The organism is Anaeromyxobacter sp. SG64, from assembly GCF_022690745.1.
GTDB classification, from domain to species: domain Bacteria; phylum Myxococcota; class Myxococcia; order Myxococcales; family Anaeromyxobacteraceae; genus Anaeromyxobacter; species Anaeromyxobacter soli.
This window is the reverse complement of the sequence record NZ_JALCZB010000063.1, coordinates 1-25,023: the sequence shown is the minus strand read 5'-3', so window position 1 is coordinate 25,023 and position 25,023 is coordinate 1. Positions and strand designations below refer to the sequence as shown.

At 74.1% G+C, this 25,023-nt stretch carries 22 protein-coding genes and 1 pseudogene; 16 read left to right on the top strand and 7 right to left on the bottom strand.

All coding sequences use genetic code 11. From position 1 onward, the window contains the following. Window positions 1–102 precede the first annotated feature (102 nt). From carB to MNZ29_RS16775, 10 genes are all read left to right on the top strand, one after another. A complete protein-coding gene (gene carB / locus MNZ29_RS16820; protein WP_242356016.1) occupies window positions 103–3,357 on the top strand; it encodes a carbamoyl-phosphate synthase large subunit in 3,255 nt (1,084 codons plus the stop codon). A 91-nt stretch (window positions 3,358–3,448) separates the two neighbouring features. Next, window positions 3,449–3,955: a transcription elongation factor GreA gene (greA, locus tag MNZ29_RS16815; protein ID WP_242339991.1), complete on the top strand. Its 507-nt coding sequence runs from the start codon at window positions 3,449–3,451 to the stop codon at window positions 3,953–3,955. 26 nt (window positions 3,956–3,981) lie between these two features. After that, complete coding sequence (recG, locus tag MNZ29_RS16810) at window positions 3,982–6,747, top strand: ATP-dependent DNA helicase RecG (RefSeq protein ID WP_242356014.1); 2,766 nt, start codon at window positions 3,982–3,984, stop codon at window positions 6,745–6,747. Between the two features lie 57 nt (window positions 6,748–6,804). Then, window positions 6,805–7,428 (top strand): protein-L-isoaspartate(D-aspartate) O-methyltransferase, encoded by a 624-nt coding sequence (locus MNZ29_RS16805; protein ID WP_308197069.1) that lies wholly within the window; start codon window positions 6,805–6,807, stop codon window positions 7,426–7,428. A 19-nt stretch (window positions 7,429–7,447) separates the two neighbouring features. Beyond that, entirely contained in the window at window positions 7,448–7,975 is a 528-nt protein-coding gene (locus MNZ29_RS16800; protein WP_242339993.1) for a hypothetical protein, read from the top strand. Window positions 7,976–8,033: 58 nt separating this feature from the next. After that, window positions 8,034–9,230 (top strand): aminotransferase class I/II-fold pyridoxal phosphate-dependent enzyme, encoded by a 1,197-nt coding sequence (locus tag MNZ29_RS16795; RefSeq protein ID WP_242339994.1) that lies wholly within the window; start codon window positions 8,034–8,036, stop codon window positions 9,228–9,230. A gap of 3 nt (window positions 9,231–9,233) precedes the next feature. Then, window positions 9,234–10,604 carry a threonine synthase gene (gene thrC / locus MNZ29_RS16790; protein WP_242356012.1) on the top strand — a complete coding sequence of 457 codons (1,371 nt, stop codon included), beginning with the start codon at window positions 9,234–9,236 and terminating at the stop codon, window positions 10,602–10,604. A 10-nt stretch (window positions 10,605–10,614) separates the two neighbouring features. Then, the gene (locus MNZ29_RS16785; protein ID WP_242356010.1) at window positions 10,615–10,983 is read left to right on the top strand and encodes a hypothetical protein; all 369 of its coding nucleotides are present in this window, start codon (window positions 10,615–10,617) and stop codon (window positions 10,981–10,983) included. Window position 10,984: 1 nt separating this feature from the next. Then, complete coding sequence (gene tmk, locus MNZ29_RS16780; RefSeq protein ID WP_242356008.1) at window positions 10,985–11,638, top strand: dTMP kinase; 654 nt, start codon at window positions 10,985–10,987, stop codon at window positions 11,636–11,638. A 103-nt stretch (window positions 11,639–11,741) separates the two neighbouring features. Next, window positions 11,742–12,488, top strand: a complete 747-nt coding sequence (locus MNZ29_RS16775; RefSeq protein WP_242356006.1) for a molybdopterin-binding protein — start codon at window positions 11,742–11,744, stop codon at window positions 12,486–12,488. A 61-nt stretch (window positions 12,489–12,549) separates the two neighbouring features. Here MNZ29_RS16775 and MNZ29_RS16770 read toward each other — a convergent pair whose 3' ends face one another. Then, entirely contained in the window at window positions 12,550–12,750 is a 201-nt protein-coding gene (locus MNZ29_RS16770; protein WP_242339999.1) for a hypothetical protein, read from the bottom strand. Between the two features lie 49 nt (window positions 12,751–12,799). Between MNZ29_RS16770 and MNZ29_RS16765 the strand changes: the two genes are divergently transcribed. Further along, window positions 12,800–13,615, top strand: coding sequence for a hypothetical protein (locus MNZ29_RS16765; RefSeq protein WP_242340000.1), 816 nt, complete (start codon window positions 12,800–12,802; stop codon window positions 13,613–13,615). 13 nt (window positions 13,616–13,628) lie between these two features. Here MNZ29_RS16765 and MNZ29_RS16760 read toward each other — a convergent pair whose 3' ends face one another. Then, on the bottom strand, window positions 13,629–14,039 hold the full coding sequence (locus tag MNZ29_RS16760; protein ID WP_242340001.1) for a hypothetical protein: 411 nt from the start codon (window positions 14,037–14,039) through the stop codon (window positions 13,629–13,631). A 164-nt stretch (window positions 14,040–14,203) separates the two neighbouring features. On the opposite strand from MNZ29_RS16760, the gene MNZ29_RS16755 reads away from it, so the two are divergent. Beyond that, entirely contained in the window at window positions 14,204–15,085 is an 882-nt protein-coding gene (locus MNZ29_RS16755) for an acyl-CoA desaturase (protein ID WP_242356005.1), read from the top strand. Between the two features lie 92 nt (window positions 15,086–15,177). Next, window positions 15,178–16,560: a glucose-6-phosphate isomerase gene (locus MNZ29_RS16750; protein ID WP_242356003.1), complete on the top strand. Its 1,383-nt coding sequence runs from the start codon at window positions 15,178–15,180 to the stop codon at window positions 16,558–16,560. Window positions 16,561–16,625: 65 nt separating this feature from the next. On the opposite strand, the gene MNZ29_RS16745 is transcribed toward MNZ29_RS16750, so the two are convergent. After that, on the bottom strand, window positions 16,626–17,789 hold the full coding sequence (locus tag MNZ29_RS16745; RefSeq protein WP_242356001.1) for a lysophospholipid acyltransferase family protein: 1,164 nt from the start codon (window positions 17,787–17,789) through the stop codon (window positions 16,626–16,628). A gap of 207 nt (window positions 17,790–17,996) precedes the next feature. Here MNZ29_RS16745 and mutL point away from each other — a divergent pair, with 207 nt between their 5' ends. The 3 genes from mutL to MNZ29_RS16730 all read left to right on the top strand — a co-directional run bounded on the left by mutL (window position 17,997) and on the right by MNZ29_RS16730 (window position 21,005). Then, window positions 17,997–19,814, top strand: a complete 1,818-nt coding sequence (gene mutL / locus MNZ29_RS16740) for a DNA mismatch repair endonuclease MutL (protein WP_242340005.1) — start codon at window positions 17,997–17,999, stop codon at window positions 19,812–19,814. A 438-nt stretch (window positions 19,815–20,252) separates the two neighbouring features. Next, entirely contained in the window at window positions 20,253–20,420 is a 168-nt protein-coding gene (locus MNZ29_RS16735) for a hypothetical protein (RefSeq protein WP_242340006.1), read from the top strand. A gap of 57 nt (window positions 20,421–20,477) precedes the next feature. Then, window positions 20,478–21,005, top strand: a complete 528-nt coding sequence (locus MNZ29_RS16730) for a hypothetical protein (RefSeq protein WP_242340007.1) — start codon at window positions 20,478–20,480, stop codon at window positions 21,003–21,005. Window positions 21,006–21,014: 9 nt separating this feature from the next. Here MNZ29_RS16730 and MNZ29_RS16725 read toward each other — a convergent pair whose 3' ends face one another. The 4 genes and pseudogenes from MNZ29_RS16725 to MNZ29_RS16710 all read right to left on the bottom strand — a co-directional run. Further along, entirely contained in the window at window positions 21,015–21,653 is a 639-nt protein-coding gene (locus MNZ29_RS16725; protein WP_242340008.1) for a hypothetical protein, read from the bottom strand. Beyond that, window positions 21,650–23,473: a sigma 54-interacting transcriptional regulator gene (locus MNZ29_RS16720; protein WP_242340009.1), complete on the bottom strand. Its 1,824-nt coding sequence runs from the start codon at window positions 23,471–23,473 to the stop codon at window positions 21,650–21,652. The genes MNZ29_RS16725 and MNZ29_RS16720 overlap by 4 nt, the downstream gene beginning before the upstream one ends. 37 nt (window positions 23,474–23,510) lie before the next feature. Beyond that, window positions 23,511–24,353 carry a tol-pal system YbgF family protein gene (locus tag MNZ29_RS16715; protein ID WP_242340010.1) on the bottom strand — a complete coding sequence of 281 codons (843 nt, stop codon included), beginning with the start codon at window positions 24,351–24,353 and terminating at the stop codon, window positions 23,511–23,513. Beyond that, window positions 24,350–25,023, bottom strand: a pseudogene (locus MNZ29_RS16710) (serine/threonine protein kinase); the annotation flags it as partial. The pseudogene MNZ29_RS16710 and the gene MNZ29_RS16715, both read right to left, overlap by 4 nt.

Genomic DNA, 25,023 nt, shown 5'->3' with positions numbered 1-25,023 from the left:
GGCGGCTCCCCGGCGCCGCCGGCCGGCGCGCCGGGCGGCATGCGCCGAGGCTCGCCGACCGTGTCGAGGTCGGCCCGAGGTGTGCTAGGTTCCCCGCCCCATATGCCGCGTCGCACCGACATCCGGAAGATCATGATCGTGGGCTCCGGGCCGATCGTCATCGGCCAGGCCTGCGAGTTCGACTACTCGGGCACCCAGGCCTGCAAGGCGCTCAAGGAGGAGGGCTTCGAGATCGTCCTCCTCAACTCGAACCCCGCCACGATCATGACGGACCCGGGGTTCGCCGACCGGACCTACGTCGAGCCGATCACCCCGGAGGTCGCCGAGCAGATCCTCGCGCGCGAGAAGCCGGACGTGCTCCTCCCGACGCTCGGCGGGCAGACGGCGCTGAACCTCGCGGTCGCGCTCGCGCGGAACGGGGCGCTCGCTCGCCACGGGGTCGAGCTCATCGGCGCGCAGCTCGGGGCGATCGAGAAGGCCGAGGACCGGCTGCTCTTCAAGGACGCCATGCAGCGCGTCGGCGTCGAGCTGCCCAAGTCCGGCTACGCGACGAGCTGGGACGAGGCCCGCGCCATCGCCGAGGACATCGGCTTCCCGGTGATCATCCGCCCGTCCTTCACGATGGGCGGCGAGGGAGGCGGCGTCGCCTACAACCGCGAGGAGTTCGAGCCGCTGGCGAAGCGCGCGCTCACCCTCTCCCCGACGCACACGATCCTCTGCGAGGAGTCGATCATCGGGTGGAAGGAGTACGAGCTCGAGGTGATGCGCGACAAGCACGACAACGTCGTCATCATCTGCTCGATCGAGAACTTCGACCCGATGGGCGTCCACACGGGCGACTCGATCACGGTGGCGCCCGCGCAGACGCTGACGGACAAGGAGTACCAGCGGATGCGGGACGCCGCGGTCCGCATCATCCGGGAGATCGGCGTCGAGACCGGCGGCTCGAACATCCAGTTCGGCGTGCACCCGCGCACGGGTCGGATGGTCGTCATCGAGATGAACCCGCGCGTGTCGCGCTCGTCCGCGCTCGCCTCCAAGGCGACCGGGTTCCCCATCGCCAAGATCGCCGCCAAGCTCGCCGTCGGCTACACGCTCGACGAGCTCAAGAACGACATCACCCGCTACACGCCCGCCTCCTTCGAGCCGACGATCGACTACGTCGTGACGAAGGTGCCGCGGTTCGCGTTCGAGAAGTTCAAGGGCGCCGACGACACGCTCACGACGCAGATGAAGTCCGTCGGCGAGGTCATGGCCATCGGCCGGACGTTCCAGGAGAGCCTGCAGAAGGCGCTCCGCGGGCTCGAGATCGACCGCTGCGGGCTCGAGTCGCCGCTCGGCAAGCGCCCCGGCGACGCGTACTCGGCCGACGAGGTGGAGCGCATCAAGGCGCAGGCCCGCGTGCCGCGCTCCCACCGCATCTTCTGGATCGCGGAGGGGCTCCGCGCCGGCCTGTCGGTGGACGACCTCTACGCGCTGACCTACGTCGACCCCTGGTTCCTGCGCGAGATGGCGGGGATCGTCCGCGCGGAGGCGAGGCTCGCGGAGGGCGGCCTCCCCGCCGGCGCCGAGGCGTTCCGTACCGTGAAGCGGATGGGCTTCTCGGACAAGCGCATCGCCCAGCTCGTCACCACGACCGAGAAGGCGGTGCGCGACGCGCGCTGGAAGGCGGGGGTCCGGCCGGTGTTCAAGCGGGTCGACACCTGCGCCGCCGAGTTCGAGGCCTACACGCCGTACCTGTACTCCACCTACGAGGAGGAGTGCGAGGCGGCGCCGACCGATCGCCGCAAGGTGATGATCCTCGGCGGCGGCCCGAACCGCATCGGGCAGGGCATCGAGTTCGACTACTGCTGCGTGCACGCGTCGTTCGCGCTGTCGAAGGCCGGGTACGAGACCATCATGGTCAACTGCAACCCGGAGACGGTCTCGACGGACTACGACACCTCCGACCGGCTCTACTTCGAGCCGCTCACGCTCGAGGACGTGCTCGAGATCGTCCACGTCGAGAAGCCGGAGGGGCTCATCGTCCAGTACGGCGGGCAGACGCCGCTCAAGCTCGCGGTGCCGCTCCACGAGCTGGGCGTGCCGATCTTCGGCACGACGCCCGACGCGATCGACCGGGCCGAGGACCGCGAGCGCTTCGCCGAGCTCATCGTGAAGCTCGGGCTGCGCCAGCCGGAGAACGGGGTCGCGCGCAGCGCCGGCGAGGCGTTCGCGGTCGCGCGGCGCATCGGCTACCCGGTCATGGTCCGCCCGTCCTACGTGCTCGGCGGCCGCGCCATGGAGGTCGTGTACGACGACAAGGACCTCGAGACCTACCTGCGTGAGGCGGTGCAGGCCTCGAACGAGCGCCCCGTCCTCGTGGATCGCTTCCTCAAGGACGCGGCCGAGGTCGACGTGGACGTGGTCTCCGACGGCCGCGACGTGGTGGTCGGCGGCGTGATGGAGCACATCGAGGAGGCCGGCATCCACTCCGGCGACTCCGCGTGCGCCCTGCCGCCGTTCAGCCTCGCGCCCGACAAGGTCGCGGAGATCGGGCGTCAGTCCGTCGAGCTCGCGAAGGAGCTCGGCGTCGTCGGCCTCATGAACGTCCAGTTCGCCATCCAGGGCGACGACGTGTACGTCCTCGAGGTGAACCCGCGCGCGAGCCGGACCGTGCCGTTCGTCGGCAAGGCGACGGGCCTGCCGCTCGCGAAGGCGGGCTCGCTCTGCATGGTGGGCAAGAGCCTCGAGGAGGCGGGGGCGCGCGGGGCCGAGCGGCCGCGGCACGTCTCGGTCAAGGAGGCGGTCTTCCCCTTCGCGCGCTTCCCGGGGGTCGACACCATGCTCGGGCCCGAGATGCGCTCGACCGGCGAGGTCATGGGCATCGACCTCGACTTCTACCGGGCGTTCTTCAAGGCGCAGGCGGCGGCGGGCAACACGCTCCCCGGCACCGGCGCCGGGCGCCGGGCGTTCGTCTCGGTGAAGGACTCCGACAAGCCCGCCATCGTGGACGTCGCGCGGCGGCTCGTCGCCCTGGGCTTCGAGGTGCTCGCCACCGCCGGGACGAGCGCGTACCTCGGGGCGCGCGACATCCCCACCACGCTCGTCCTCAAGCTGCACGAGGGGCGCCCCTCGATCGTGGACCGCATCAAGGACGGGGACGTTCACCTCGTGTTCAACACGACGGCCGGCAAGCAGGAGATCGCCGACAGCTACTCCATCCGGCGGGAGACCCTGATGAAGGGCCTGCCCTACTTCACCACCCTGACCGGCGCCCGAGCGGCGGTGGGGGCGATGGAGGCCGCCCGCGGCGGCAGTCCGAGCGTTCGCTCGATCCAGGAGTACCACGGGGTCGGCCGGCAGGCGTCCCGTTGACAGCAAGCCGCGGGCGCTCTACTGAAAGGTCTGGAAGCGGCCGCCCCGGGCTTCTCGGGCCGGCCGCAGTCATTTTTTCGGAAGGTGGATGATGTCCGAGCGCGTCCCCATGACGAAGGGCGGCCTCCTCCGGCTCAAGGAGGAGCTCAAGCGCCTGAAGAACGTCGAGCGCCCGAAGATCGTGAAGGAGATCGCCGAGGCGCGATCCCACGGCGATCTCTCCGAGAACGCCGAGTACCACGCGGCCAAGGAGAAGCAGAGCCACATCGAGGGCCGCATCCTCCAGGTCGAGCACTGGATCGCGAGCGCCGAGGTCATCGACGTCTCGAAGCACGTCGGCGATCGCGTCGTGTTCGGCGCGACCGTGTCGCTCGAGGACTCCGACTCCGGCGATCAGGTGACCTACCGGATCGTCGGTGAGCTCGAGGCGGACCTGAAGCAGGGGCGGATCTCGGTCACGAGCCCCATCGCGCGCGCGCTCATCGGGCGCGAGGAGGGGGACACCGTGACGGTGCGCACCCCCGGCGGCGAGAAGGAGTACGAGATCCATTCCATCGCCTTCGTCGAGGAGGAGCTGCCCGCCGAGTCCGGGGAGTAGTCGGACCGCGCTGGTAGCCTCGCGCCGTGGAGCGGAGGGGCCGCCAGGGCGATGCGCCCGCCGCCGGGGAGCCGGGTCCCGGCCTCGAGGCCGCGCAGCAGGCGCTCGCGGCGCTCGTGCCGCCGCTCCGCTTCGCGGTCAAGGACGGCTTCGTCGGCGCGGCGCGCCTCAAGGGCTTCGGCGAGCTCGCGCGCGGCGCCATCGCCCGCGCCCGGGCCGCCGGCGCGCCCGACACCCCGGCGCTGCAGCGGCTCGCGGTCGAGGCCGACGGGTTCGACGCGCTCCCCCTGGACGGCCGTCGCGCCGCGCTGACGCGCATCGCGGGCGGCCTCTCCGCGCTCATCCCCGTGCCCGACGAGCTGCGCGAGGTCGCCCGGCTCGGGCGGACCGAGCTCGGGAAGAGCAGGAGGATCGCGCCCGCGGCGCCGACCTCGCCCACCGCGCGGTCCACGCCCGCCGCTCCGTCCACGCCCGCCGCTCCGTCCACGCCCGCGGCTCCGTCCACGCCCGCGGCACGGACCCCGACCCCGACCCCGACCCCGACCCCGACCCCGACCCCGACCCCGACCCCGACCGCGTCCTCGTCCTCGTCCTCGTCCGCGTCCGCGTCCCCGACGACGACCGCCTCGCCCCCGCCGGCCCCCGAGCCCTGGACGGAGGCGCCTCCTCCGCGCTCGCCGGAGGAGCGCGCCGCCCGCCGCAAGCGGCTCGCGACGGCGCTCGCCGAGCTTCCCCGCGTCCACCCCGCGACGCGCGCCCAGCTCGAGGAGCGCGGGCGCACCACGGTGGAGCAGGCGCTCGAGTTCTTCCCCAAGGCCTACCAGGACCGCACGCACGTCCGGCGCGTCGCGGAGCTGCGGGCCGGCGACGAGGGGATCGTGCTCGGCACGGTGAAGCACGTCCGCGTGCAGCGCATGCGGAACGGGCGGCCGCTCCTGAAGGTCGGCGTGGCCGACGCGTCGGGCGCGCTCGAGCTCGTGTTCTTCAACCCGCCGCCGTGGCGCCTGCGGCAGTTCGCGGCGGGTGAAGGGCTCCTCTGCTCGGGCAAGGTGACCGAGGGGTTCGGCCGGCGGCTCCAGATGAGCCAGCCCGAGGTCGAGAAGCTCACGGCGGGCGACTCGGCGAGCTTCGGGCGCATCGTCCCCATCTACGCCGGCCCGGCCGACTACCAGCACCCGGCGCTGCGCAGGCTCGTGAAGCGGCTCGTCGACGAGCACGCGCCGCTCGTGGTGGACGACCTGCCGCCCGAGGTGCGGGCGCGGCGCGAGCTCCTCTCGCGGGCCGCGGCGCTGCACGACGCGCACTTCCCCCCGCCCGGCACCGACCTCGCGCTCGCCGCCGAGCGCGCCACCCCCGCCTTCCGCCGGCTCGTCTTCGAGGAGCTCTTCTTCCTGCAGCTCGCCCTCGCGCTGCGCCGGCGGGGCGTGCGCACCGAGCCTGGCATCGCGTTCGACGCCTCGCCGGCGGTGATCGCGCGCGCGCTCGAGCTCCTCCCGTTCCTGCTCACCGGCGCGCAGGCCCGGGCGCTCGACGAGATCGCCCGCGACATGGCCCGGCCCGAGCCGATGAACCGGCTGCTTCAGGGCGACGTGGGCAGCGGCAAGACCGCCGTCGCGTTCGCGGCGATGATGGTCGCCGTCCGCTCCGGCCACCAGGCCGCCCTCATGGTCCCGACGGAGCTCCTCGCCGAGCAGCACGCCCGCACGCTCGCGGGCTGGCTCGCGGGGACCGGCGTCGAGGTCGCGCTCGTCGCGGCCGCGTCTCGCGGGAAGGGGCAGAAGGAGACGCGCGCCCGGGTGGCGGACGGCACGGCCCGGATCGCGGTGGGGACCCACGCGCTCCTCGAGCAGGACGTCGCGTTCGATCGCCTCGGCCTCGTGGTCGTGGACGAGCAGCACCGCTTCGGCGTGCTGCAGCGCGCGAAGCTCATCTCGAAGGGGCGCCGCCCCGACGTGCTCGTGATGACGGCGACGCCGATCCCGCGCACGCTCGCCCTCGCGTTCTACGGCGACCTCGACCAGTCCAAGATCGGCGAGCTCCCTCCGGGCCGCACCCCGGTCGCGACGAGGGTCTACGGCGACTCGCAGCGGCGGGCCGCCTACGACGTCGCGCGGCGGGAGCTCGAGGCGGGGCAGCAGGTGTACGTGGTCTACCCGCTCGTCGCCGAGTCCGAGAAGACCGATCTCGCCGACGCGACGACGGGCGCGGAGGAGCTGCGCCGCGTCTTCGCCGGCCACGAGGTCGGGCTCCTCCACGGCAAGATGAAGGGCGACGAGAAGCAGGCCGTGATGGATCGCTTCCGGTCGGGGGCGCTCCGCGTGCTCGTCGCGACCACCGTCATCGAGGTGGGCGTGGACGTCCCGAACGCGAGCGTGATGATCGTGGAGCACGCCGAGCGCTTCGGGCTCTCCCAGCTCCACCAGCTCCGCGGGCGGGTCGGCCGGGGGGCGTCGCGGAGCCACTGCCTCCTCATCGCGCACTTCAAGCGGGTGGGCGACGAGGCGCGGGAGCGGCTCCACGCCATGGAGGAGACGCAGGACGGGTTCGAGATCGCCCGCGTGGACCTTCGCATCCGCGGCCCAGGCGAGCTCCTCGGCACGCGCCAGTCGGGCCAGAAGCTCTTCGAGGTCGCCGACCTCTACCGCGACGAGGCCATCCTGGAGGAGGCGCGCGAGGACGCGTTCGCGCTCGTGGAGGCCGATCCCGAGCTGCGCCGCGCCGAGCACCGGCCGGCCGCCGAGGCGCTCGGGGAGCGCTGGTCCGGGCGGCTCTCCCTCGCGCAGATCGGCTGAGCGGCAGGCTTCGGTCTCACCGTTTCCCGGTCGTGACCGACCGTCTAGGATGGCCTCGTGAGCGCCGACCTGTCGCGCGCCCTGGAGGCGATGGGCATCCGGGATCCCGCGGTCCTGCGCGCCGTGGCCGAGGTGCCGCGCGAGCTGTTCGTGCCCCCGGACCTGCGCGGCTCGGCGGACGCGGATCACCCGCTGCCCATCGGCTTCGGCCAGACCATCTCCCAGCCGTTCGTGGTCGCCTACATGACGGAGCAGCTCCGCCTCGGCGGCCGCGAGCGCGTGCTCGAGGTCGGGACCGGCTCCGGGTACCAGACGGCGCTCCTCGCGCGGCTCGCGGCGGAGGTGTTCTCGATCGAGATCGTCCCCGCGCTCGCGGAGCGCGCGCGCGAGGTCCTGCTCGGCACGCTCGGTCTCCAGAACCTCCGCCTCCGCACCGGAGACGGCGGGGCGGGCTGGCCCGAGGCCGCGCCCTTCGAGCGGATCCTCGTGACCGCCGCCGCCCCGGAGGTGCCGCCCGCCCTCGTCGCCCAGCTCGCGCCCGGCGGCCGGATGGTGATCCCGGTGGGCGAGGCGCCCGACCTGCAGGTGCTGCGCGCCGTCGACAAGGGCAACGACGGCGCGAACGTCTGGACCGAGCTCATCCCCGTCCGCTTCGTGCCGCTCACCGGCGCCGCCGGCTGATGCGCTACACTCCCCCGCGATGATCGTCTGTCCGGTGTGCGACCACTCCCAGCCCGGCGCAGGGGCGTGCGAGCTTTGCGGCGGCCCGCTCGCGCCGGAGGCCGACCTCGCCGCGGGGATGGCCGCGCTCGACGGGCTGGAGCCGACCCTCCATCCCGCCACGTGGGCGGCGGACGCGCCGCCCGTGGAGGGCCTCGAGCCGACCGCCCACGCGCCTGCCGGCGCGGTGGCGCCGCCGCCGCTCGAGCTCGAGCAGACGCGCATCGCGCCGCAGGACGTCGACGCGCCCGCGCTGGACGGCCTCGAGCGGACGGCGCAGCAGGGGCCGGACGACGGGCCGACGCCGCTCCCCGTGTTCGTCACCTGCCGCTACTGCCGGAGCCCGGCGCTCCCCGGCGAGCGGATCTGCGGCCAGTGCGGGATGCGCCTGCCGCTCGCGGGCGGGGCTTCCGGCGCGCCGGCCGCGCCGGCAGGGCACGTCTGCGGCTGCGGCGCGCTCGTCCGCGGCCGCTCGTGCCCGGCGTGCGGCGCGCGGCCGCCGCCGTGAGGCTTCGCTCGCCCCCTTGAAATGCGGGGCGGCTCCCGGCAAATTGGCGGGTCCCTCCATGAAAACCTTCCACGACCCCGAGGTGTTCGCGCGCGTCAAGCGGCTCCCCACGTACGTCTTCACGATCACGGATCGGCTCCGCGACGAGGCCATCGCCCGCGGTGTGGACGTCGTGGACCTCTCGATGGGGAACCCGGACCGCGGCGCCCCGGCGCGCGTCGTCGAGCGGCTGAGGGAGGCGGCTGGGGATGCGCGCCTCCACCGCTACCTCGATCCCCGCGGCCTGCCCGAGCTCCGCGCCGCCGCCGCACGCTGGTGGAAGCGCCGGCACGGCGTCGAGGTAGACCCCGCCCGCGAGGTGCTCATCACCATCGGCTCGAAGGAGGGCATCGGCCACGCGCTGCTCGGCCTCCTCGCCGAGGGCGACGCGGTGCTCGCGCCCACGCCGACGTACCCCATCCACGCCTACGGCGCGGTGCTCGCCGGCGCGGAGACGATCCCGGTGCGCGTGGGGCCCGGGTTCGACTTCTTCGACTCGCTCGTCGAGGCGACGGAGAAGGCCGAGCGGCGCCCGAAGGGGATCGTGGTGAACTTCCCCGCGAACCCGACCGCCGCGGTCGCGACGCCCGAGCTCCTCGAGAAGATCGTCCGCTTCGCCGAGGCCCGGCACCTCTTCATCATCTCCGACCTCGCCTACGGCGACCTCGTGTTCGACGGGGGACGCGCGCCGGCGATGCTCACCATCCCGGGGGCGCGCGAGCGCACGCTCGAGTTCATGTCGCTCTCGAAGAGCTACGGGATGGCGGGGTGGCGCGTGGGGTTCTGCGCCGGGAACGCCGCGCTCGTCGCCGCGGCCGCGCGCGTGAAGAGCTACCTCGACTACGGCCTGTTCGGCCCGACCCAGCTCGCGGCGGTGACGGCGCTCGACGAGTGCGAGGAGGACGTCGTCGCGAACCGCGCGCGCTACCAGCGCCGCCGGGACGCGCTCGTCGCCGCGTTCGGTGCGGCGGGCTGGCGCATCCCGCCGCCCGCGGCGAGCATGTTCGCCTGGGCGCCCATCCCCGAGCCGTTCCGCGGGCTCGGCTCGCTCGAGTTCGCCCGCCGGCTCGTGGAGGAGGCGGGGGTCTGCGTCGCGCCGGGGGTCGGGTTCGGCGCCGCCGGCGAGGGCTTCGTCCGCATCGCGCTCGTCGAGGACGAGGCGCGCCTCGCGCTCGCCGCCGAGCGCGTCCACGGCCTGCTGCAGAAGGGGAGGTGACCTGTGTCCGCTCGGGCGTCCGCTCCGGCCCCCTCGGCCTGGTTCCGCTGCGCGGCGGGCTGCGACTTCCGCGCCGAGCTCGTCGACGTCGTCTACGAGTGCCCGCGCTGCAGCGGGCTGCTCGAGGTGGAGCACGATCGCGCGGCGCTCGCCGCGCGATCCGGCGACGACTGGAAGGCGCTCTTCGACTCCCGCTTCAAGCTCGGCGCGTGGCCGTACGGCTCCGGCGTGTGGGGCAAGAAGGAGTGGGTCTACCCGCAGCTCGCGACCGAGAACGTCGTCTCGATGTTCGAGGGCGGCAGCCCGCTCCTGCGGGTGGACCGCTACGCCCGCGAGCTCGGCCTCGACGACGTCTGGGTGAAGGAGTGCGGCGTCACGCACACGGGGTCCTTCAAGGACCTGGGCATGACGGTGCTCGTCTCGGCGGTGAACGAGATGCGCGCCCGCGGCCAGGCGGTGCGCGCCGTCGCCTGCGCCTCGACGGGCGACACCTCCGCCGCCCTCAGCGCCTACTGCGCCGCCGCGGGGATCCCGAGCGTCGTCCTCCTGCCGCGCGGCAAGATCTCGACCGCCCAGCTCGTCCAGCCCATCTCGAACGGCGCGCTCGTGCTCGAGCTCGACACCGACTTCGACGGCTGCATGCGCGTCGTGCGGGAGCTCGCGCACACGAAGGACATCTACCTCGCGAACTCGATGAACTCGCTGCGCATCGAGGGGCAGAAGACCGCCTCCATCGAGATCGCGCAGCAGCTCGGCTGGAGCTCGCCGGACTGGATCGTGATCCCGGGCGGCAACCTCGGGAACGCGAGCGCGGTCGGGAAGGGCTTCCTGCTCATGAAGGAGCTCGGGCTCGTCGACCGGCTCCCGCGCCTCGTCGTCGCGCAGGCGGCGCAGGCGAACCCGCTGTGGCGGGCGACGAGCGGCGCCGGCGTGAGGCCGACCGCGGCGGTGGTCGTGCCCCCGGTCGCGGCGCAGCGGACGCTCGCCTCGGCGATCCAGATCGGCGCCCCCGTGTCGGCGAAGCGCGCGCTGCGCGCCCTCGAGGCGCTCGACGGCGTCGTCGAGCAGGCCACGGAGCAGGAGCTCGCGGACGCCGCGGCGCGCGCCGACCGCGCCGGGCTGTTCACCTGTCCGCACACGGGCGTCGCGCTGGCCGCGCTCGAGAAGCTCGCCGCGCGCGGCGCGATCCGCAGGGGCGAGCGGGTGGTCGTGATCTCCACGGCGCACGGGCTCAAGTTCTCGGACTTCAAGGTCGGCTACCACGACGGGACGCTGCCGGGGATCGCCTCGCCCCTCCGGAACCCGGGCGTCAAGCTCGCCGCGACGCTCGGGGCGGTCCAGGACGCGATTGCCGCCCGCTTCGGTCAGCGGTAGAAACGGCCCGATGGTGACCACCCCCGCCCAGGACCCCGCCGCGCTGCGCGCCGAGCACGACGCGCTCGCGGCGCGCCTCGAGATCCGCCGCTCGATCGACCACGTCCGGCGTGGCGCGTACGTCGGCTTCGCGGCCCTCATCGGCATCGGTCTCGCCGTGAAGCTCGGCTGGGATCGCTGGGGGACCCCGGCGCCCGGCGTCGCGCGGAAGATCCCGACCGGACCGCCGGTGTTCTTCTACCTCGCCGTCGTGCTCGCCGCGGTCCTCGCGGCCCTCGCCCTGCGCGAGGCGCTCCGCGCGCGGCGCCTGATGCGCGACGAGGACGCGCTCTTCTCCCGCCTGCTCGCGCTCCGCGGCATGCTGGGGCTCGATCACTGACATGCCGGCGAGGCGCGTCCGCCGCGGCCGCTTCATCGTCCTCGAGGGGCTCGACGGGGCCGGGACGACGACGCAGGCGCGTCTGCTCGGCGATCGCCTCCGCGGCGCGGGCCGGGCGGTCCACGTCACCGCCGAGCCGTCCGGAGGTCCGATCGGGAGCCTCGTCCGCCAGGCGCTGTCGCGGCGGGTCGTGGGCGGGCGGGGGGAGGGTGAGCTCGATCCCGGCGCGCTCGCGCTGCTCTTCGCCGCCGATCGTCTCGACCACGTCGCCGCCGAGATCGCCCCCAAGCTGGCGGAGGGCGTCGACGTCGTCTCGGACCGCTTCACCCTCTCGTCGCTCGCCTACCAGGGGCTCACGACCGGCGCGCTGGCCTGGGTCGAGGCGGTGAACGCCCGCGCGGCCACGCCGGACGTGACGCTCTTCCTGCGCGCCCGCGCGGCGGTGGCGTTGAAGCGGCGGCGCGCCGCGACGATGGACCCGGAGCTGTACGAGGTGTCGGACTTCCAGCGCGCGGTGGCGCGGAGCTACGACCGCGGCATCGCGCTCCTCCGCGCCGCGGGACAGCGCGTGGTGGAGCTCGACGGCGAGGCGCCGGTGGAGGCCGTGGCGGACGCGGTCTGGGCCGCGGTCGAGAAGCTCCGCTCCGGCCGCTGACGCGGGCCGCGGACCCGCCCTTCGGCCCCGAGACGCCCCCGCGGCAGCGCCGCGCCCCGTCGCGCGATTTGCGGATCTCGCGCGCGCCCTCTACTTAGATGGGATGCCCGGTCCCACGGCGATCCTCGTCGTCATCGGCAACGAGGTGCTCTCCGCGAAGGTGCAGGACGAGAACGGCCCGTGGGCCGCGCGCCGCCTGCGCGATCTCGGCGTGCAGCTCGACGCCATCCTGACCCTCCCGGACCGCGTGGACGACGTCGTCGACGCCGTGGACCGCGCCCGTCGCCGCGCCACCTGGGTGTTCACCTCGGGCGGGGTCGGCCCGACCCACGACGACGTGACGGTCCCGGCCGTGGCGCGCGCCCTCGGGCGCCGGCTCGTGCGCTCGGGCGCGCTGGTCGAGAGCCTCCGCGCGATGCACCGCCGCCATCACGACGGGGCGGAGCCGCCCGAGGCGACGCTGCGCATGGCGGACGTGCCCGAGGGGACGCGCCTGCTCGGAGACCCGTCGTTCCCGACCCTCGTGGTGGAGAACGTCGTCATGCTCCCGGGCGTGCCGCAGTTCTTCCGCTGGCAGTTCGACCGGATCGCGCACCTGCTCGCGGCCGATCCGTTCCACCTCGCGTGCGTCTTCCTCTCGCTCGGGGAGGACGAGATCGCGCCGGCGCTCGCGCGCGTCGCGGAGGCACACCCGGCGGTGGAGATCGGCAGCTACCCGCGCTTCGACGAAGCCGATCACCGCGTGAAGGTGACGATCGAGGCGAAGGACGGGACGCGGGTGGACGCGGCGCTGGCGGAGCTGCTCGCGGCGCTCCCCGACGGCGCGGTGGTCCGGACGGAGCCCGGGTGAGGCCGCGCAGGCGCCGCGCCCACGGAGGACGGGCCGCGCGCCGCGGCGGGCCGGGCCCCGCTCAGAGCTCGAAGCGATCGATCTTGCCGGCCTTCTGCAGGACCTCGAGCGCGCCGAGCGTCGCCTTCTCCTTGTCGTTGCCCTGGATCTTGACGACGAGCGGCGACGCGGCGGGCGGGTACACCGCGACGGCCCAGCTGTCGCCGAGATCCTTGTCCACCACGACCCGGCACTCCATGCTTCCGATGAACGCGCGTGCCATGCGGGATCACTCCTTCAGAGTGCGCGCAAGATATCCCGAAAGGCAGCCGATGAGAAACGTCCGCTTCGTCCTCCTGCTCGCCCTCGCCGCGTGCTCCTCCGGCGCGCGCCTGCCGCGCTCCGCGCAGGGCGAGACGGTGATCGAGATCCGCGGCGCCGTCGACGGGGGGCCTTACGCGGTCGGTGAGAAGGACCTCGCCGCGCTCCCCCGCCGCGCCGTGCGCGGCGTCGACCCGGTCTCCGGCCGCGAGGCGCTCTGGGAGGGCACCCCGCTCGCGCTGCTCGTCTCGGAGCGCGCCGCGCCGAAGAAGGGGACGGACACCGTCATCGTGCGCACCACCGAGGGCACGGCCGTCCCCATCCCGCTCACCCTGATCCGCCAGCTGCGGCCGGTGGTCGCGGACCGGGCCGACGGCGCGCCGATCGCGATGCGCGTCCTCGCGTGGCCCAACCTGGAGCAGGCGGGGCTCACCACGGATCCCCGGCAGGCCTCCTGGTGGGCGCACGGGGTTCGCGCGCTCGAGATCGTCTTCTGGCAGAAGACGCTCGGGACGGCGCTCGCCGCGCCCCCGGGCGCCTCCGACCGGGCCCGGCTCGGGTCGGGCGAGTTCGGCGCGCGCTGCGTCGCCTGTCACCGGCTGCGGACCGCCGGCGGGGAGCGCGGGCCGGATCTCACGGCGGTCGCGGAGCGGCTGTCGCACGACCGTTTCCGGGAGCTGATGCGCAGCCATCCGGCCCGCACCGATGGGATCGAGCCGCCGGGAGCCGAGGCGAGCGAGGATCTCTGGGCGTTCCTGCGGGCCGTGGCCGCGGCGGGCGAGGGCGGAGCGGCTGCGCCGTCCACCTCCTCCGCGTCGGCGCCGTGAGGAAAAAGGGCGGCTAGACAGCCCAGATGAAGCCGATGCGGACGCCGACGAGCTCGGCGATCTGCTTCGCGATCTGCTTCCCGTCGCGCCCCGCCACCCAGCGCGGGATGACGACGTGGAACTCGCCCCCGGTGAGCTCCGCGGCGGAGGCGAAGAGCTGCCACCGGCTCGCGACGTCCTCGAGCGTCACCGGACCGGGTGAGAGCACGTCGAGGAACACCGGCTTCGGGGCGTCGCAGAAGAGCGCCGGGCGGTGATCGCGCATCGCGCCGTGGATCACCTCGGGCTGGTCCCAGCCCGGGAGATCGGCCCGAACCCCCGAGTAGCCCGCGAGCGGGAGCGTCTCGGCCATGAGGCGGATGAACGCCTCCTTCTGGACGTCGTTCGCCGCCTCGACCGTCGTGGGGGTCTCGAGCATCTCCATGGCGCAGCCAGGCGGTCGGAAGGAGCTCCCCGCCGGTCCCCGGCCCTCCCACACGAAGGGTGGTCCTCGATCCAGCATGGCGCATCCCCCGCGCTCCGCCGCGGGGCGGGCCACCGTGCGCGCGGTGACCCGCCCATGACGGCCGCTCGCCAGATCGCCCGGAGATGACGACCACGCCTCCCCGGAACCTCGACGCGATCCACTGGGGTCACTCCCTCCCGTTCTTCGCGGTCCATGCGGCCGCCCTCGCGACGCCCTTCCTCGCGCCCGTCGAGGGCCGCTACATCGCCCTCGCCGTCGGTCTCTACCTCCTCCGGATGTTCGGCGTGACGGCCGGGTACCACCGTTACTTCTCGCACCGCGCGTTCCGCACGTCGCGCCCCTTCCAGCTCGCCCTGGCGGTGCTCGGCGCGTCGGCCGTCCAGAAGGGGCCGCTCTGGTGGGCCGCCCACCACCGGGACCACCACCGGTACTCCGACGGCCCCGAGGACGTGCACTCGCCGCTCGAGCGCGGCTTCTGGTGGAGCCACGTCGGCTGGATCCTGGCGCGCCGCTACGACGCGACGAAGCTCGAGCGGGTGAAGGACCTCGCCGTCTACCCCGAGCTCCGCGTCCTCGACCGCTGGCACCTCGCCGTGCCGCTCGCCCTCGGGGGCGGCCTCTTCCTGGCGGGTGGGCTGCCGGCGTTCCTCTGGGGCTTCTGCGTCTCGACGGTGCTCCTGTGGCACGGGACGTTCGCCATCAACTCGCTCGCCCACGTGTTCGGCCGCCGGCGCTACGAGACGGGGGACGGCTCCCGGAACAGCCTCCTGCTCGCGCTCCTCACGCTCGGGGAGGGGTGGCACAACAACCACCACTTCTACCCGTCGACGGCGCACCAGGGCTTCTTCTGGTGGGAGATCGACGTCTCCTTCTACGCGCTCCGGCTCCTCTCCGCGGTCGGCCTGGTGCGCGACCTCCGGATGGCGCCGGACCGCGTCCGCTTCGCCCACCGCACGGCCGCGGGGGCGGCGCCCCGCTCCGCCGCAGTCCCGGATCCGGGCTGAGGGCCGTCGGACACCGTCGGGGCCCCCGCGCCGCGAGTCCTCGCCAGCGCGGCGGACCGTCGCTAGAGTGGCGGCGCACCGGGAGGGAACCCATGGATCGCCTGTCACTCGACGTGAACGGCTGCTTCGACGCCGCCGCCGACGGCCTCGGCGCGAACGCGCTCGACGCGCTCGCGCCCGCCGCGGCGGCCGCCTTCGACGGGTTCGAGGCGCGGCGCCGCTCGGGCGAGCTCGGCTTCGCCGACCTGCCGCGGGACGCGGCCACGGCCGACGCGAGCGCCGCGCTCGCGCGCGATCTCGCCGCCCGGTTCGAGAACCTCGTCGTGCTCGGGATCGGCGGCAGCTCCCTCGGCGGCCGCGCCATCCTCTCGGCGCTCACGCACCCCTTCCACAACCTCCTGCCGCGCGACCGGCGCGGCGCCATGCGCGTCTTCTTCCCGGACAACTCGGACCCCGCCACCTTCGAGGCGCTCCTCGGCACGCTCGAGCTCGAGGAGACCTGCTTCGCCACCATCACGAAGTCCGGCGGCACCGCCGAGACCATGGCGCAGCACCTCGTCCTGCGGGAGCGCTGCATCGCCCGGTTCGGCGAGGAGGGGTATCGCTCGCGCTGCGTCCTCGTGACCGACCCGGCGAAGGGCGCCCTCCGCGCCATCGCCGACGCGGAGGGGCTGCGGGCGCTGCCGGTGCCCGCGAGCGTGGGCGGTCGCTTCAGCGCGCTCAGCGCCGTGGGGCTCCTGCCGGCCGCCGCGGGCGGGGTCGACCTCACCGCGCTCCTCGCGGGGGCCGCCGCGATGGAGGCGCGCTGCCGCTCCGGCGCGCTGCGCGAGAACCCGGCGCTGCTCTACGCCGGCGTGCTGCACCTCATGGACCGGCAAAAGGGGCGGCGGATCCACGTGCTCATGCCCTACGCGGACGGGCTGCGCGACACGGGCGACTGGTTCGTGCAGCTCTGGGCGGAGTCGCTCGGGAAGCGCCCCGAGGTCGGCCCGACGCCGTTCCGCGCGGTGGGCGCCACCGACCAGCACTCCTCGATGCAGCTCATGATGGAGGGGCCGCACGACAAGGTCGTGACGTTCGTGCGGGTCGTCCAGCCGCGGGCCGACGTGTCGATCCCGGTGCCCGACACGTACCGCCCGCATGGAGAGATCGCGTACCTCGACGGCCACACGATGGGCGAGCTCATCGAGGCGGAGCGGCGCGCGACCGAGGCCGCGCTGCGCAAGGCGGGGCGCCCCACGGTCTCGATCCAGCTCCCGCGCCTCGACGCGCGGGCCATGGGAGAGCTCCTGATGCTCCTCGAGCTCGCCACCGCGTACGCGGGCGGCCTGTACGGGGTGAACGCGTTCGACCAGCCCGGGGTGGAGGCCGGCAAGCGCTACGCCCAGGGGCTCCTCGGCCGCCCTGGCTACGAGCAGGCCCGCGACGAGCTGCTCGCGCGGGCCCACACCGACCCCGCCCTCGTCCTCGGCTAGACGCGAGCTGGAGCTCGCCGGCGCCGGCGTTCGTCCGCGGTCGACGCGGCCCCGAAAGCCGCCGGTCAGAGGAACACGGAGCGACGCGCGGCCAGATCCTCGTCGAGCATCGCCTGGAGCGTCGACCGCACGCGCTCGGTGAGGGCGCTCACCGTCGAGGGATCGTGCACCGCGTCCGGGCCCGCGCCGCTCAGGTCGATCGGATCGCCGAACCGGAGCGACCAGCGCGAAGGGAGCGGCACGAGGCCGGCCGCGCCGACCCGGAGCGAGTCGAGGGGCAGGGCAGGGAGGCCGAGCGCCGCCCCGAGCCAGCCCGGCCGCGAGATGGCCGGGGAGGCTTCCTCGCTGCCCACGATGGCGCACGGGATGATGGGCGCGCCGGTGCGGAGCGCGAGCTTCACGAAGCCGCCGCGGCCGAACCGCTCGATGCAGTAGCGCTCGCCCCACGCCTTCCGCGCGACCGCGCTCCCCTCGGGGAAGACGCCGAGGAGCCCCCCGTCCCGCAGGATGCGCTCTGCGGGCTCGGGCGCGGCACGGATCGCCCCGAGGCGGATCGCGAGCGCACCGAACACGGGCAGCCCGGCCTCGCGATCGTCGAGGAGGGGACGGAGGTCTCGCCGGGCGGGGTGGTCGCGGTGGAGCGCGTGCCGGAGCACGAGCGCGTCCCACGGCACGGCCCCTGCGTGGTTCGCGACGACGATGGCGGCACCGGCCGGCGGCACGCGGTCGAGGCCGCGCGCCTCGGTGCGCCACCAGGTCGCGTACAGCAGGTCGAGGAGCGGCTGCGCTCGCTCGTGGAAGCGCGCGTCGAGCCCGTACCGGTCGAGCCGCTCGGGTGGCTCGAGCAGGCGCGCCAGGTCGATCGCGCTCCCGAGCGCGTGCTTCACGCGCGGCAACAGCCGGGCGAGCGTCTCCCTCAGCTCCCCGGCGGCCGACGCGAGCCCCGCGCGGCCGGCGACGTCGGCGAGCCGGTGCTCGAGCCCCTCGAGCGTGCTCTCGACGCGGTGCTCCAGCGCGCCGAGCCGATCGGCGGCGGCGCGGAGCCGCGCGGCGTCGGGGGAGGGGGCCTGAGGTGCGGTCGGGGTCGGGGTCGGGGTCGGGATCCTGGTCGTGGTCGCGGCTGGGGTCGAGGTCGAGGTCGGGATCGGTCCGCTCACCCCGGCGCGCGCCACCGCGGGCACCGGCTCGCGCGGCGCTGCACCCCGCGCGAACGGGTCGTTCCCCAGCACCGGATGCGTGGGCTTGGGCCTGGGCGCGGGACGTGCGCGGGCCTCGGGCCTGGGCGCGCGCGTGCGCTTCCCGGCTCCCGTTCGGCCTCGGCTCTTCCCTCCCGCCATCGCGCACCTCATAGACGGGTGTACCCACGCTCGTCAAACGGACGGACGGGGACGGGCCACCCGGCACCGCGGGTCCGGGCGGTGTGGTACGACACCGCGATGCCGCGCATCCAGGTCCTTCCGCCCGGGCTCGTGAACCAGATCGCCGCGGGCGAGGTGGTGGAGCGCCCGGCGTCCATCGTGAAGGAGCTCGTCGAGAACGCGCTCGACGCCGGCGCGACCTCCGTCGCGATCGACGTGGAGGAGGGCGGCCTCGCGCTGGTGCGGGTCGCCGACGACGGGTGCGGGATGACGAGCGAGGACGCCCACCTCGCGCTCGAGCGGCACGCCACGTCGAAGCTGCGGGACGCCGCCGGCCTCGCGGCCATCGCGACGATGGGGTTCCGCGGCGAGGCGCTGCCGGCGATCGCGTCGGTGGCGCGGTTCCGGCTCGACACCGCAGCGGCGGAGGACGGCGCCGGGACCCGGCTCGAGATCGAGGGCGGCGCGCGCGTCGCGGCGGGCCCCGTCGCGCGTCCGCGCGGCACTACCATCGAGGTGCGGGACCTCTTCTTCAACACCCCGGCGCGCCGCAAGTTCATGCGCGCACCGCCGACCGAGGCCGGCCACGTCAGCGAGGCGGTGGTGCGCCTCGCCCTCGCGCGCCCGGACGTCGGGTTCACGCTGCGATCCGCCGGGCGGCTCGTCCTCGGCGCTCGCGCCGGTGCGGAGCTCGCCGATCGCGCCGCGCAGGCGCTCGGCCGCGACGCGCACCGGCACCTCGTGCCGGTGGACGCCGCGCGCGGCCCGGTCCGGGTGCGCGGGCTCGTGTGCTCACCCGATCACTCGGAGGCGACCGGGCGCGCGCTCTATCTCTTCGTGAACGGTCGCTACATCCGCGACCGGGGGGCCGCTCACGCGGTGCTCCGCGCGTTCGCCGGGACGCTGCCGCCGGGGCGGCACCCCGCGGGCGTGCTGTTCGTGGAGCTGCCCCTCGACCGCGTCGACGTGAACGTGCACCCGCAGAAGCTGGAGGTGCGGTTCGCGGAGGCGCGCGAGGTGTACGACGCCCTGTTCCACGCGATCGCCGGCACGCTCCGCACCGCCCCCTGGCTCGCACACGGCCGCGGCGCGGCGGGCACGGGGGCCGCCACCACGCCCCACGCGCTCGTGCCCTCCGGCGACGGGATCGCGGGCGGCGAGGAGACGGCGGCGGTGCTCGCCTGGGCGCGAGAGGCCCACGCGCCGGAGGGGAGCGGCGCGCTCGTCGCGCCCCCGAGGCCGGCGCCGGGCACCACGGCCGCGTTCGCGTTTCCGATCTCGGACGAGACGGGCACGGCGCGGCCTGGCGGGTACTTCGCCTCGCTCCGCTACGTGGGGCAGCACGCGCGGACCTACCTCCTGTGCGAGGCCCCGGGCGGGACGCTCGTCGTCATCGATCAGCACGCGAGCCATGAGCGGCTCCTGTTCCACCGCCTGCGCGAGGCATTCCGGACAAGGCAGCTCCCCGTGCAGCCGTTCCTGCTGCCTCAGGTCGTGACGCTCCCTCCCGCGGTCGCCCGGGCGCTCGAGGGCGGGCTCGCCGAGCTCGGCCGGCTGGGGTTCGACGTCGAGCCCTTCGGCGGCGATAGCTTCGCCGTGAAGGGCACCCCGGCCGCGCTCGCCGGCGTCGACCTCGAGGGGCTGCTCCTCGATCTCGCGGGTCAGCTCGAGCTCGTGGGGACCGGCAGCGCCGTGGACGAGGCGCTGCACGATCTGCTCGCCACGATGGCCTGCCACGCCGCCGTCCGCGCGAACCAGGACGTCGCGCCGGAGGAGGCGCGCGCCCTGCTCGACGGGCTCGACGCCATCGACTTCAAGGCGCGCTGCCCCCACGGACGGCCGGTGGTCTTCGAGCTCCCGCTCTCGGAGCTCGAGCGGCGGGTCGGTCGACGCTGAAGGAAGAGGAAAAGGGCAGCTCTCGGCGCCGTCTTCGGCGTTGTACGAGCGACGGTGAAAGCGACCGCGCCGAGAGCTCCCAAGTGGACGCCCGGCTGCCGGCTCGGAGTGCGGGGGGGGTGACCCCAAGCCGATGCGAACGTCCTGGCGGGATGACTTTCAATCGACGTGCCCACTCGGGTTCTGAAAATATGTCCCACGATCCCGAGATGTTCCGGATCGGGGCTGAAAAGCATCCAGTCCGGACCTTTCAGGGTTGAAAGCATTCGATTCAAAACTGCAATGCGCCTCACCCTCGACCGGCAGGCTGTAAATTCGTCGCCCCAGGGGGCGGCAAAGTTCACGGCTTCCGCGCTCGCCCGAAGGGGCTCCCCGGGGATTCTCTTGCAGATTGGAGAGGTTCCCCGCGGGCCGACGCGGCGCCGTCCGGCACCGCCGATGCAATCCACCCGCTGCGTGCAGGGCGCGATCACAGGCAGGGACGTGCTGTTCCACTCCGTCACCATCGTGCGGCTGTTCGGTCCCGTCTTCTACGTGCGGTGCCTGCGGGCGATGTGGAGCGGGCGCCCGTGCACGTTCCTCGAGGTGCTCGCAGGTCATCAGTAGCCGCCGCCGGCGCCCAAACACTCGACGCGGCGTCGCCCGTTTGGCAGAGTCCCGCGCGTGCCGCGGGACCCCCGCTACAAGCCGTACCGGACGGCGCTCTGGCTGCTCTACTTCGCCGTCATCGCCCTCGCGCTCGCGGTGGTGATGACGAGCGTCGTGCGAAACCTGCGCGGACCCCACCGGCCCCCCGCGACGGGCGCGCTCCCGACGCGCGCCGCGCTGCGGGTGTGCGTGACGGAGCTCGAGGCGCTGCACGCCGAGCAGAACGAGCGGGCCTGGCGCCTCGGGGACGAGGTCGGCGAGAAGGACGCCATCCAGCGCTGGGAGATCTGGGCGCGGGAGTGGGAGCAGCGCGTGGACGATCTCGCCGAGCGCTGCCGGCTCGACGCGGCGGATCCGGATCCGCAGGGCTTCGGCGGGCGCAAGGAGCTCGCGCACGCCCGCGACGCGGTGCTCGAGCTCCACCGGGCCTACCGGGCGCAGGTGAACCGGTTCGCTCAGGAGGAGGCGAACCTCGCCCACCAGGCCGCGGCCTCGCTGCACGAGGCGCGCGAGGCGCTCGCGCGGCCGCCGGAGCGGCGGTGAGCTCCCCGCTCAGCCGGCCGGGACCACGGGCGGCGCCGGGCAGGTGACGCAGCCCGCGCCCGTGCAGCCGTCCGGGGAGGGCGGCACCGTCAAGAACACCCAGCGATAGACCTGGACCTCGAACCCGAGCTTCGGCTTGCGATACGCGGACGTGGCGGTCGCGACGTCGGCGTTGGGATCGAAGCCGTTCGACACCACGAGCTCCACGACGTGGAGGGCGCCCGCGGTGCCGGCCGCGGCGCTGCCGCCTGCGCTCGGGTACTGGTAGGCGGGGAACTGGAACGCGGGGGTCTCGCGCAGCGTGGGGTCGACGGTCCCGTCGCCCGGGGCGAGGATGTCGTTGGCCTGCTGGACTGCGAGGCTCGGGCGGTTCGTCGGGTCGTAGTTCACGAACCAGCGCGCCACGACCGCCTCGTTGGTGATGGCGTCGCGGAGCGTCGCGCCGAGCGGGAAGACGGGCTCGCGCGGGCAGCCCGCCGGGACGCGCACGATCGACTCCGGCTGGAGCACCGCGCGGACGGTGTCGTCGACCACGATGCGCGGCGGCGTCACCGGCTGGCCCTCGGGGTAATCGGGCAGGGGCTGCGGCAGCGGGCACCCCGAGAGGACCACGGCCGCGATCGCGGCCGCCCTGGCGGTTCTCCTCACGCGTCGTCCTCCTCGTCGGGCGGGAGCTTCTGGCCGCGCCGCTCGGCCTCGAGCTTCTCCAGGTGCCGGAAGATGGTCCGCGGATCGACGCCGAGATCCTTGGCCGTCTTGGTGCGGTTGCCCTGGTTCCGCTCGAGCACCTCGTTGATGTAGCGCTTCTGGAACTCCTCCTTCGCGGCGACGAGCGGGAGGATGGGCTCGAGGTTCTCCGGCCGCAGGTCGAGGTCCTCCGCCGACACGAGCGCCTTGTCGGCGAGGACGACCGCCTTCTTGAGGCGGTTCTCGAGCTCGCGGATGTTCCCCGGCCAGGCGTACTTCCGCATCGCGACCACCGCGCTCGGCGCGAACCCGCGCACCTTCGCGCCGAAGTCCTTCGCGTACTTCTGCAGGAAGTACTTCGCGAGCACGACGAGGTCCTCGCCGCGCTCGCGGAGGGGCGGCAGGAGGATGGAGACCACGTTGAGGCGGTAGTAGAGGTCCTCCCGGAACGTGCCCTTGCGGATCTCCTCCTCGAGCACCTTGTTCGTCGCGGCGACCACGCGGAGGTCCACCGGCTCCGGGCGCGTGTCGCCGACCTTCGTCACCGAGCGCTCCTGGAGCGCGCGCAGGAGCTTCACCTGCAGCGCGGCCGGCATCTCGCCCACCTCGTCGAGGAACAGGGTCCCGCCGTGCGCCGCCTGGAACTTGCCGGGCCGGGTGGCGATGGCGCCCGTGAACGCGCCGCGCACGTGGCCGAACAGCTCCGACTCGAGGAGCGCCTCGGGGATCGCCCCGCAGTTCACCGCGACGAACGGGCCGCTCCCCCGCCCGCTGCGGCGGTGGATCTCGCGGGCGACGACCTCCTTGCCGGTGCCGGTCTCGCCCGAGACGAGCACGCTGATGTCCGTCCCGGCGACCTTCTCGATGCGCCGGAACACCTCCCGCATCGACGCCCCCGAGCCGATGAGCTCGCCGTACTGCTTCGAGCTCACCGCCTCGCGCAGGGCCACGTTCTCGCGCCGCAGCGAGTCGAGCAGCATGCCGTTCTGCACGAGCAGCGACGCCTGGGCGGCGAACACGGTGAGCGCCTCGAGCGCGCGGTCGTCGAAGAGCGAGACCACGCTGTCGTTCCCGAGGTAGATGACGCCGCAGACGTCGCCCTTCTGCATGAGCGGCGCGCACATCACCGAGCAGAGCTTCAGGTTCACGACCGAGGTCGAGCCGGACCACTCGGAGTCGTGCAGGGCGTCGGCGACCACGATCGGCCGGCGCGTGTCGATGACGCGCTGGATGATCGAGTCGGAGACCCGCGCCATCGCGCCCTCGATGGTCTCGCGCGCCACGTTCCGCGCCGCCCGGACGGTCATCTCGCCGTCCTCGAACAGGATGAGGAAGCCCTTGTCGGCGTGGGTCACCTCGAGCAGGGCGTCGATGAGCTCGTCGAGGAGCCGGGCGAGGTCGTTCGCGCCGAGCAGCCGCTCCGAGAACCGGACCAGCGTCTCGAGGGCCAGGAGCCGCTGGCCGGAGCTCGGGCCCGGGCGGGCGGGGGCCGCGCGGGGGGCGGGGTCGAACACGAGCTCGGTCCCCGCGACGCGGATCCGGTCCCCGGGGCCGAGCCGCCACGCCGCGCGCCGCTTGCCGTTCACGGTCATGTCCGCGCCGTCGTGCGCGGCGGCGTTGTACTCGCGACCGTCCCAGTGGATGTGCACCGCCGTGCGCGGCATGCCGGGATCGGGCACCGCCACGTCGTTCTCCACGTCGCGCCCGACGCTCGTGATGCGCTTCACGAGCGCGATCTCGCGCTCCACGCCGTCCGGGCTCTTCACGATGAGCGTTGCCACGATCGACTTGCCTCAGTTCCGAATCGTCATCGGTCTCTCAGAACGCCCACTCCAGCTTGACCGACCCGGCGCCGCCACCGGGCGAGACCTCGGTCTCGACGATGGGCACGAAGTGCTTGTGCGCGTCCCACACCCCGTACGCGTAGAGCGCCCAGAACAGGCCGGCGGACACGTACTTCACCGCCTCGACCCGGCCGAGCAGCACGCGGTCCGAGTCGGAGTACGGCGGCCGCGAGCAGCCCGGCTGGCCGGAGATGCAGGAGCGGGTGCGGTCCTCGGCGAGCTGGTTGTGGAAGATGATCGCGGAGAGGTTCACGACGCCGGCCACGATCTGGCCGGCCGCGATGGCGGTCCCCTTGGCGCGATCGCCGTTCTGGAACTGGCCCGCGCCGAGCGGCATCCAGTTGAACAGGTACAGGCGCTCCTGGACGCGCACGACCTTCGTCGGCGGCCCGGTGCGCGCCTGCTCCTCCGCCAGCAGCCGCCGCTTCGCCTCGTCCGCGAGCCGCTCCTGCTCTCGCAGCGCGCGGCGCCGCTCGCGCAGCGGCGCGAGCGCGGGCTCGTGCTCCCGCTTCACGCGGTCGAAGAACTCGACGATGGGCGGCGGGACGAGGAACGGGTCGAGCGCGTAGTCGGGATCGTGGGAGAGGAGGTTCACGAACGCCGCGCGCGCCTGGGCCTGATCGCCGAGGTGGTACTCGGAGATGCCGAGGATGCGGTAGGCGTCGATGGCCTCGTCCTCGCTGAGCGAGGGGCCCGTGGCGAGGTAGCGCCGGAGCGTGCCGGCCGCGTCCGCGTAGGCGCCGAACTCGAAGCGGTCCTTCGCGCGCTTCAGCTCCGGCGGGGCCGTGAGCACGAGCGCGATGAGGAGGGGGATCACGGCGTCACGGCTCCGTCGGAGTGGGGCGCGCTCGCGGGGCCCGCGCCGGGCTCCGGCGCGCCGGAGGGCGGGGGCGGCTGCCGCGCCGCCGTCGGGGCGGCGACGATCACCTCGCCCCCGGCCCGCAGCTTCACCTGAACGTCGCGCATCGCCGCGCCGGCCGCCTCGAGGCCGATCCGGGCGGGCGCCTCGTAGGGGCTGTCCGCCCCGGAAGGCACCGGGATCGCGAACGAGGCGCGCTGCGAGTCGCCCGCGGTGCCGACGAGCTTGCCGTCCACGTACACGCGCGTCGCCGGGTCTCCCTCGACGCGCAGCCGGGCCGGGCGTGGCGTGAGCGGCACCCGCAGCTCGCCGAGGCGCTGCGCCTCCTCGGCGGTGATCTCCCGGACGAACGGCGTGCAGCAGGCGTGCTCGATCTGGATGACGTGGGTGCGGCCCGGCGCGACCGAGAAGCGGACGAGCTGCTCCCCGCGCGCCACCTCGATCCCGTCGAGCAGCGCGCGCTGCGCGTACGGCCGGACGTGCACCGACAGCGAGGCGGGAGGGCCCGAGGCGCTCTCCCGCGCGCGCGGCGAGGGCGCACCGGCGCGGCCACCCCGCGGCCGGTGGGCCGCGTGAGCCTCGCCGGCGGGCGCGGCGCCTTCCGCGGGGCGCGCCTCGGGGTCGGCCA

Coding starts and splice junctions, on each gene's coding strand:
- tmk (WP_242356008.1), top strand. CDS start 10,985: ATGCCGGCGAGGCGCGTCCGCCGCGGCCGCTTCATCGTCCTCGAGGGG.
- MNZ29_RS16785 (WP_242356010.1), top strand. CDS start 10,615: ATGGTGACCACCCCCGCCCAGGACCCCGCCGCGCTGCGCGCCGAGCAC.
- MNZ29_RS16800 (WP_242339993.1), top strand. CDS start 7,448: ATGATCGTCTGTCCGGTGTGCGACCACTCCCAGCCCGGCGCAGGGGCG.
- mutL (WP_242340005.1), top strand. CDS start 17,997: ATGCCGCGCATCCAGGTCCTTCCGCCCGGGCTCGTGAACCAGATCGCC.
- MNZ29_RS16775 (WP_242356006.1), top strand. CDS start 11,742: ATGCCCGGTCCCACGGCGATCCTCGTCGTCATCGGCAACGAGGTGCTC.
- MNZ29_RS16735 (WP_242340006.1), top strand. CDS start 20,253: ATGCAATCCACCCGCTGCGTGCAGGGCGCGATCACAGGCAGGGACGTG.
- MNZ29_RS16765 (WP_242340000.1), top strand. CDS start 12,800: ATGAGAAACGTCCGCTTCGTCCTCCTGCTCGCCCTCGCCGCGTGCTCC.
- MNZ29_RS16760 (WP_242340001.1), bottom strand. CDS start 14,039: ATGGAGATGCTCGAGACCCCCACGACGGTCGAGGCGGCGAACGACGTC.
- carB (WP_242356016.1), top strand. CDS start 103: ATGCCGCGTCGCACCGACATCCGGAAGATCATGATCGTGGGCTCCGGG.
- MNZ29_RS16750 (WP_242356003.1), top strand. CDS start 15,178: ATGGATCGCCTGTCACTCGACGTGAACGGCTGCTTCGACGCCGCCGCC.
- MNZ29_RS16770 (WP_242339999.1), bottom strand. CDS start 12,750: ATGGCACGCGCGTTCATCGGAAGCATGGAGTGCCGGGTCGTGGTGGAC.
- greA (WP_242339991.1), top strand. CDS start 3,449: ATGTCCGAGCGCGTCCCCATGACGAAGGGCGGCCTCCTCCGGCTCAAG.
- MNZ29_RS16795 (WP_242339994.1), top strand. CDS start 8,034: ATGAAAACCTTCCACGACCCCGAGGTGTTCGCGCGCGTCAAGCGGCTC.
- MNZ29_RS16755 (WP_242356005.1), top strand. CDS start 14,204: ATGACGACCACGCCTCCCCGGAACCTCGACGCGATCCACTGGGGTCAC.